This window comes from Streptomyces sp. MK7 (assembly GCF_032658145.1).
Taxonomy (GTDB): domain Bacteria; phylum Actinomycetota; class Actinomycetes; order Streptomycetales; family Streptomycetaceae; genus Streptomyces; species Streptomyces spiralis.
Window position 1 is genome coordinate 1 of record NZ_JAVACL010000101.1, and the last position, 6,065, is coordinate 6,065.

Below are 6,065 nucleotides of genomic sequence, written 5' to 3' on the forward strand. Positions count from 1 at the left end.
CTCGATCTTGCGTGAGGGTCCGCGGAGCGGCCTGGTTCGCCGCCGATGGCAGCTGTGCTGCCCTCGCGCGGAAGGGGCGGGCTGACCGGTTTGTCCCGTCGCTCGTCTTTGCCTCGGCGGTTGAGGTATAACCGGGCCGCCATCGAACCCCCGGATCCGTCGAAGGGCTGCGTCGTGCTGTCTGGAACACGTCTTCGCTCGCGTGGGCGCCGCGCCGTCGTCGTCATTGCGGTCGCGGTCGCGGTGGCTGCGTCCGCGTCCGGATGTTCCTCGGGCGGCGGCACGCGGAAGCCGGCGGGGAAGCACGCGCCCTCGGGGGCGGCGAAGGCGCGGCCGGCGCCGAAGAGCACCTCGCATGCGGCGGCATCGCCCGTGCCGAAGCCGAAGACCGCCGTGCAGTTCGTCGCCCGGGCCCGGCAGACCATGGGGGCCGAGAAGGGATGGACGTTCGCAGTGAGCGGCAGTGAGTCCGCCGCTGTGCAAGGGCAGGCGCCGTCCGGTGCCGGGTACGCCGCGACCGTGCACCGCACCAACGACCCCGAGGCGGTCGAGCAGAAGGGCACGATCACCACCAGCAAGGGGGAGAACAAGCCTGAGTTGGTGTACGTCGTCGGCGGCATCGGGCATGTGAAGGAAGGCGCCGAGGAGTGGAAGAAGGGGGCGCTGTCCGACCCCGGCATCGCCGACGTCGTCGAGGATCCGGTGGCCGCGCTGGAGGCGTTCGCCGCGTACGCCAAGAGTGCCGAGGTGAGCCGTGTGGGGGCGGGCGGCGCCGATGTGCGGCTCCGGGTCACCGGTTCCGGCTGGACGTTGCCGGACGCCCGGAAGCGCCCCGCGCTGAAGAAGGCGGCGCGGGAGGTGGAGCCCACGCTGGCTCAGCTGCGCAAGGCCGGGGTGACGGCGACCGACAGCCAGGTCACGCTCAAGAGCTTCGTCGAGACATGGGATCTGGACGCGGCGCAGGGGTACCGGGTCACCTCCCACCGGTTCGCCTTCACGTTCCTCGTCCCGTACCGGGGCGGAGACATCAGGGTGAGCCAGGACGTCCGGGCCGAGAACCGTGGCGTGTACAGCGGGAGCGTGGCCCTGCCGAGTGGCGCCGAGTGACGGTCGGACGCGGTCACGGCTTGCCTGCCGGCGCGCGACCCGCGTAAAGGGGCAGGGTAGGCGAGCGCGTGCCGGACGCGAGCGGGATGCGGGCGTACGCGGCAGCCTTCGTCGCACGGGTCACGCAAGGGCGGGACCGACCGGGAGCGGGCGCACGAGACGCTGTCCCGGCTCGGCGCGTACGTCGGCGAAGTGCTCGTGCGCCGCACCGGGGCGGTGCGGGCCGACCTTGACGCCGGGCAAGGTCCGCAACCGCTTCGAAGTGGGCCCCTCCAAGGAGTCGTTGCTGACGTTCTGGCCGACGCCGCACGGGCGGGCCCGGCGGGTGGTCGCCCGAGTGACCCCGGCTCCCCGCCGCTGCCCGCTCGGGGGAGTCGATGTGTCCCGGTGCCGGGCCACGTGACCGGCGTCTCACCCCGTGAGACGTGAAACGCGTTACTAACTCCGCCGCACCGCCCTTGTCTGGCGCTAGTGTCCGCCAAGGGGCATACCTGAACAGTGGGTCAGGCCCCGAACGCGGGCACGTCCTCGCGGAGTCGGTTGGTGCAGTCCTTTCAAAGGGGAGTCGTCAGTGGCACGGAAGCTCGCCGTCATCGGGGCCGGTCTCATGGGATCCGGTATCGCCCAGGTCTCCGCGCAGGCGGGCTGGGAGGTCGTGATGCGTGACGTCACGGCCGAGGCGCTCCGGCGTGGCACCGACGGCATCAAGGCCTCCTACGACAAGTTCGTCTCCAAGGGCAAGCTGGAGGCCGCCGACGCCGAGGCCGCCCTCGCCCGCATCACCACGACCACCGACCTGGACGCGGCGGCCGACGCCGACGTCGTCGTCGAGGCGGTCTTCGAGAAGCTCGACATCAAGCACGAGATCTTCCGCACCCTCGACAAGCTGGTCCGCGAGGACGCGGTGCTCGCCTCCAACACCTCCGCCATCCCGATCACCAAGATCGCGGCCGTGACGGAGCGCCCGGAGCGGGTCGTCGGCGTGCACTTCTTCTCGCCGGTGCCGATGATGCAGCTCGTCGAGCTCGTCCGCGGCTACAAGACCAGCGACGAAACCCTCACCAAGGCGCGGGAGTTCGCCGAGTCCGTCGGCAAGACCTGCATCGTCGTCAACCGCGACGTGGCCGGCTTCGTCACCACCCGGCTCATCTCGGCCCTCGTCGTCGAGGCGACCAAGCTGTACGAGTCGGGCGTGGCCACCGCCGAGGACATCGACCTCGCCTGCAAGCTGGGCTTCGGCCACGCCATGGGCCCGCTGGCCACCGCGGACCTCACCGGCGTCGACATCCTGCTGCACGCCACCAGCAACATCTACACCGAGACCCAGGACGAGAAGTTCGCCCCGCCGGAGCTGATGCGCCGGATGGTGGACGCCGGTGACATCGGCCGCAAGAGCGGGCAGGGCTTCTACAAGCACTAGAACGAGCACCAGACCCGGTCCGGGCCGTACAACGGCTGTCTGCCTCACCCGTGAGGGTGAATTCGGTATCGATTCGCCAACAACCAGCAACCGGACCGTCACAGAAGCAGTCAGACGTTGCACAGCCAACCGTCACACGGAGCACGCCACCGCATTCACGGGGAGCGCATATGTACATCAGGGGCGACCACGCCGAGGTGGTCGTCGGGGGCCGCCTCGACGTCCGCAGCGCGGCGGACGCCCGTACGGTCCTGCACTCGGCCGTGGACGACGGGGCGGGCGACCTGGTCCTCGACCTGTCGGAGCTCGACTCCTGGGACGCCACGGGACTCGGCGTGATCATGGGTGTCCACCGGCGCGCCGGCCGCTGCGGCCGGCGGCTGGTGCTGCGCGGCGTCCCGCCGCAGATGCAGCGCCTGCTGGTGGCCACCCGGCTGCACCGCATCCTCGCCATCGAGGGCGGCATCGGAGTGGAGTCCCTGCCCCGCGTCTGAGACCCGCCGGTGCGCGGGGCGGCGCGTACCGGTGTGAACCGGGCGACGGCAGAGACCGGACGGACCGTATCGAACCGTACGTCGCACGCAATCCTCACGAGACTGTGACGTCCCGGTCGGCGTAGCACCCCGGGCTGTCGGAGATACTGTGCGAAGGTTTAGGGTTCGGTCGCCCGCTGCCTCGCAACCCTCGAGCGGGCCCGGACCAGAAGCGACAGCGTGGTGTGCGGCAAGGCCGGGGGTGGGCTGGGTCGCCGGACTCCGCCCAGCACACGAGACGCTTTTGGGGGGCTTGGAACCTATGGAACCCATGGACCCGAACAACCGGGATCCCGAGGGCATGGGCCATGACGGCGACGGCCACGCGCCGGGCCGGCGGCCCCCCAGGGACTCCCTCGCATCCGACTTCACACCGCACACGCCCGCACCGGCCCGCACGGTGCAGCTCGTCACCGGCGACTTCCTGCTCACCGTCAACCCCGTCGACGGCAGCGAGATAGAGGCGTGCCCACCCGGAGAACGCCCGGACCGGCCGCCCCGGTACACGGCGGCCGAGCGCGCCGACGCCGACCGCGCGGCCAGGCCGCCCGTCCCGCCCGGACCCGCCCCGTCCGCGGAGCCGCTGCTGGAGCGCCAGGACGAACGCGAGCGGCTGGTACGGCTGCTCGCCCGCGGCCGCTCGGTGCGCCTGACCGGACCCGGCGGCTCCGGCCGCACCAGCCTCCTCGACCTGGTCGCCGAGGACTGCGCGGACCTCGCCCCCGACGGCGTCGTCCGCCTCACCGGCCACCGCCGCACGGTCACCGACCTGCTGCACGACCTCTTCCACGCCGTGCACGACGCGCCCCGGCACCGCCCGGGCCGGGACGAACTGCTCGAGTACGTCCGTGAGATCGGCGCGGTCGTCGTCCTGGACGACATCGAGTTCGGCGGCAGTGCCCTGGACGAACTCCTCGACGCCACCCCCGAGTGCGCCTTCCTGATCGCCGCCACCCCCGACGTGCCGGCACCGTCCGCCGACTCCGCCGTCGAGGAGGTCTTCCTCGGCGGCCTGGACCGGGCCGCCGGCGTCGAACTCATCGAGCGCGGCGTCGGCCGGGTGCTCACCGAGGACGAGGCCAACTGGGCGGGCGACCTCTGGTTCGAGTCGGAGGGCCTGCCCCTGCGCTTCGTCCAGGCCGGCGCCCTGCTGCGCCAGCGCGACCGGCTGCGGGCGGGCACCGACGCCGTCGAGGAGTTCGGCGTCTTCGCCGACGCCCCGCCCACCGACGCCCCGTTCGACGGGGGCGGCGACGAGGTGCCCCTGCCCTCGCTCGGCGAGGCCGCCGCGCCCGCCCCGCTGCTCGCCTCCCGGCTCAGCGCCTCCGCCCGCGCCACCCTGCGCTTCGCCGTCGCACTCGGCGGCGAGGTGCCCCACCAGGCCCATCTGCCCGCGCTGGTCGGCGACACCCACGCCGACGCCGCGCTGGGCGAGCTGACGAGCTGCGGCCTGGTCTCCCCGGCCGGCTCCGGCCACCGGCTCGCCGCCGGGGTCCTCACCCAGCTGGAGGCCGCCGGATACGGCGACGACGCCGAGGAACAGGCCCGCACCGCCGCCCAGCACTACGCCTGGTGGGCCGGCCACCCCTCGGTCGCGCCCGAGCGGGTCGCCACCGAGGCCGACGCCCTGCTCGCCGCGCTGGCCGTGCTCGTCCCCACCACCACGCCACCCGGCGAGGACGAGGAGAGCATCGCCGTCCGGCTCGCCCGCACCGCCGCCCCCGCGTTCGCCGCGGGCCTCAACTGGGGCGCCTGGGAACGTGCGTTGCGCTTCGGCACGGAGGCCTCCCGGCTCTCCGGCGAGGTCGCCGACCAGGCCTACTTCCACCACGAGCTGGGCATACTCGCGCTCTGCGGCGGTCTGCTGGACCGGGCCCGCGCCGAACTGGAGGCGTCCATCGGGCTGCGCGGCGCCCTCGCCGACAAGCGCGGCACCGTCGCCGGCCGCCGCGCTCTCGCCCTGGTCGCCGACCGCGCCGGCACGACCCCCGGTCCGGCCGCCCTGCCGGGCCTCGGCGCGATGGCCGGGGAGGAGGTGCCCGACGCCCGTACCGAGGAGTCCGCCTCGCCGCCCGGCGGTGTCCCCGCCCCCTTCCCGGCGCTCCAGCGGCCCGGTGACGAGACCACCGCCCTGGTCACCTACCAGCCCTCGGCCGCGGGCCCGGCCTCCGCCGCGTACGCGTCGTCGTACGCCTCCTCGCCGGACGCGCCGGCGAAGCACCGGGTCGGGCTCAAGGGCCTGGCCCGGCGCAACCTGGTGGCGGCGGGGGCGGGCGCCTTGCTCGTGGCCGTCCTCGGCACGGTGGTGACGCTCGGCGCCACCTCCCACAACGACGCCAACGACCCCTCCGACAAGGTCGGCGTCAACCCGTCCGCCAGCCAGGGCACGGACGACGGCAGCCTGGACGCCGACACCCCGCAGAACGGCGGCGGCGACACCGGCACCGGCCACGGCAGCACCCCCGGCCCCACCGGCAGTCCTACCAACCCGGGCCCCGACGGCACCTACGGCACGTCGGACGACCCGACCCCGCCGGCGGGCACGGACGAGCCCTCGACGGGTTCGAGCCCCACGAAGGGAACCGGCGGCGGCAAGGGCGGCGGCGGAGGAACGCCTAAGCCGTCCGGGTCCTCGACCAAGCCCGGATCCCCGACGCCGACATCCTCCGGGAGCGCCTCGTCGCCCAGCGGCACGCCGACCGGCAATTCGTCTCCGTCGGGTGGCACGCCGACCGGCACCACGTCGTCGCCCGTCGGGCCGACCGACGGCTCCTCGACGGCGCCCGACACCACGGACTCGGCCAGCGGCTCCGCCGCCACCCGCACCGCCACCTCCAGCGCCCCCGTCACGTCCGGCAGCTCGACGGGCGGCGACGCGGAGTCGGGCTCCCCGAGCAGCAGCTCCGGCTCGGTGATCTGAGGCACAAGGCGGAGGGGGGGGGCCCCCGGCCCCCGGGGGGCCCCCCCCCCCCCCCCCCCCCCCCCCCCCCCCCCCCCCCCCCCCC

At 73.9% G+C, this 6,065-nt stretch carries 4 protein-coding genes; all 4 read left to right on the forward strand.

What is annotated here, in order from left to right; genetic code table 11:
* The first annotated feature begins 372 nt into the window (after positions 1-372).
* The 4 genes from R2S09_RS39755 to R2S09_RS39770 all read left to right on the forward strand — a co-directional run bounded on the left by R2S09_RS39755 (position 373) and on the right by R2S09_RS39770 (position 5,980).
* Positions 373-1,107 (forward strand): hypothetical protein, encoded by a 735-nt coding sequence (locus tag R2S09_RS39755; protein ID WP_316746147.1) that lies wholly within the window; start codon positions 373-375, stop codon positions 1,105-1,107.
* Positions 1,108-1,678: 571 nt separating this feature from the next.
* The gene (locus tag R2S09_RS39760) at positions 1,679-2,527 is read left to right on the forward strand and encodes a 3-hydroxyacyl-CoA dehydrogenase family protein (protein ID WP_316746148.1); all 849 of its coding nucleotides are present in this window, start codon (positions 1,679-1,681) and stop codon (positions 2,525-2,527) included.
* Between the two features lie 170 nt (positions 2,528-2,697).
* On the forward strand, positions 2,698-3,021 hold the full coding sequence (locus R2S09_RS39765) for an STAS domain-containing protein (protein WP_306191741.1): 324 nt from the start codon (positions 2,698-2,700) through the stop codon (positions 3,019-3,021).
* Positions 3,022-3,331: 310 nt separating this feature from the next.
* Positions 3,332-5,980, forward strand: a complete 2,649-nt coding sequence (locus R2S09_RS39770) for an ATP-binding protein (protein ID WP_316746150.1) — start codon at positions 3,332-3,334, stop codon at positions 5,978-5,980.
* Positions 5,981-6,065 lie beyond the last annotated feature (85 nt).

Excerpts from the sequence above, each read along its gene's own strand:
- R2S09_RS39770 (WP_316746150.1), top strand. The coding sequence starts at position 3,332 with ATGGACCCGAACAACCGGGATCCCGAGGGCATGGGCCATGACGGCGAC.
- R2S09_RS39765 (WP_306191741.1), top strand. The coding sequence starts at position 2,698 with ATGTACATCAGGGGCGACCACGCCGAGGTGGTCGTCGGGGGCCGCCTC.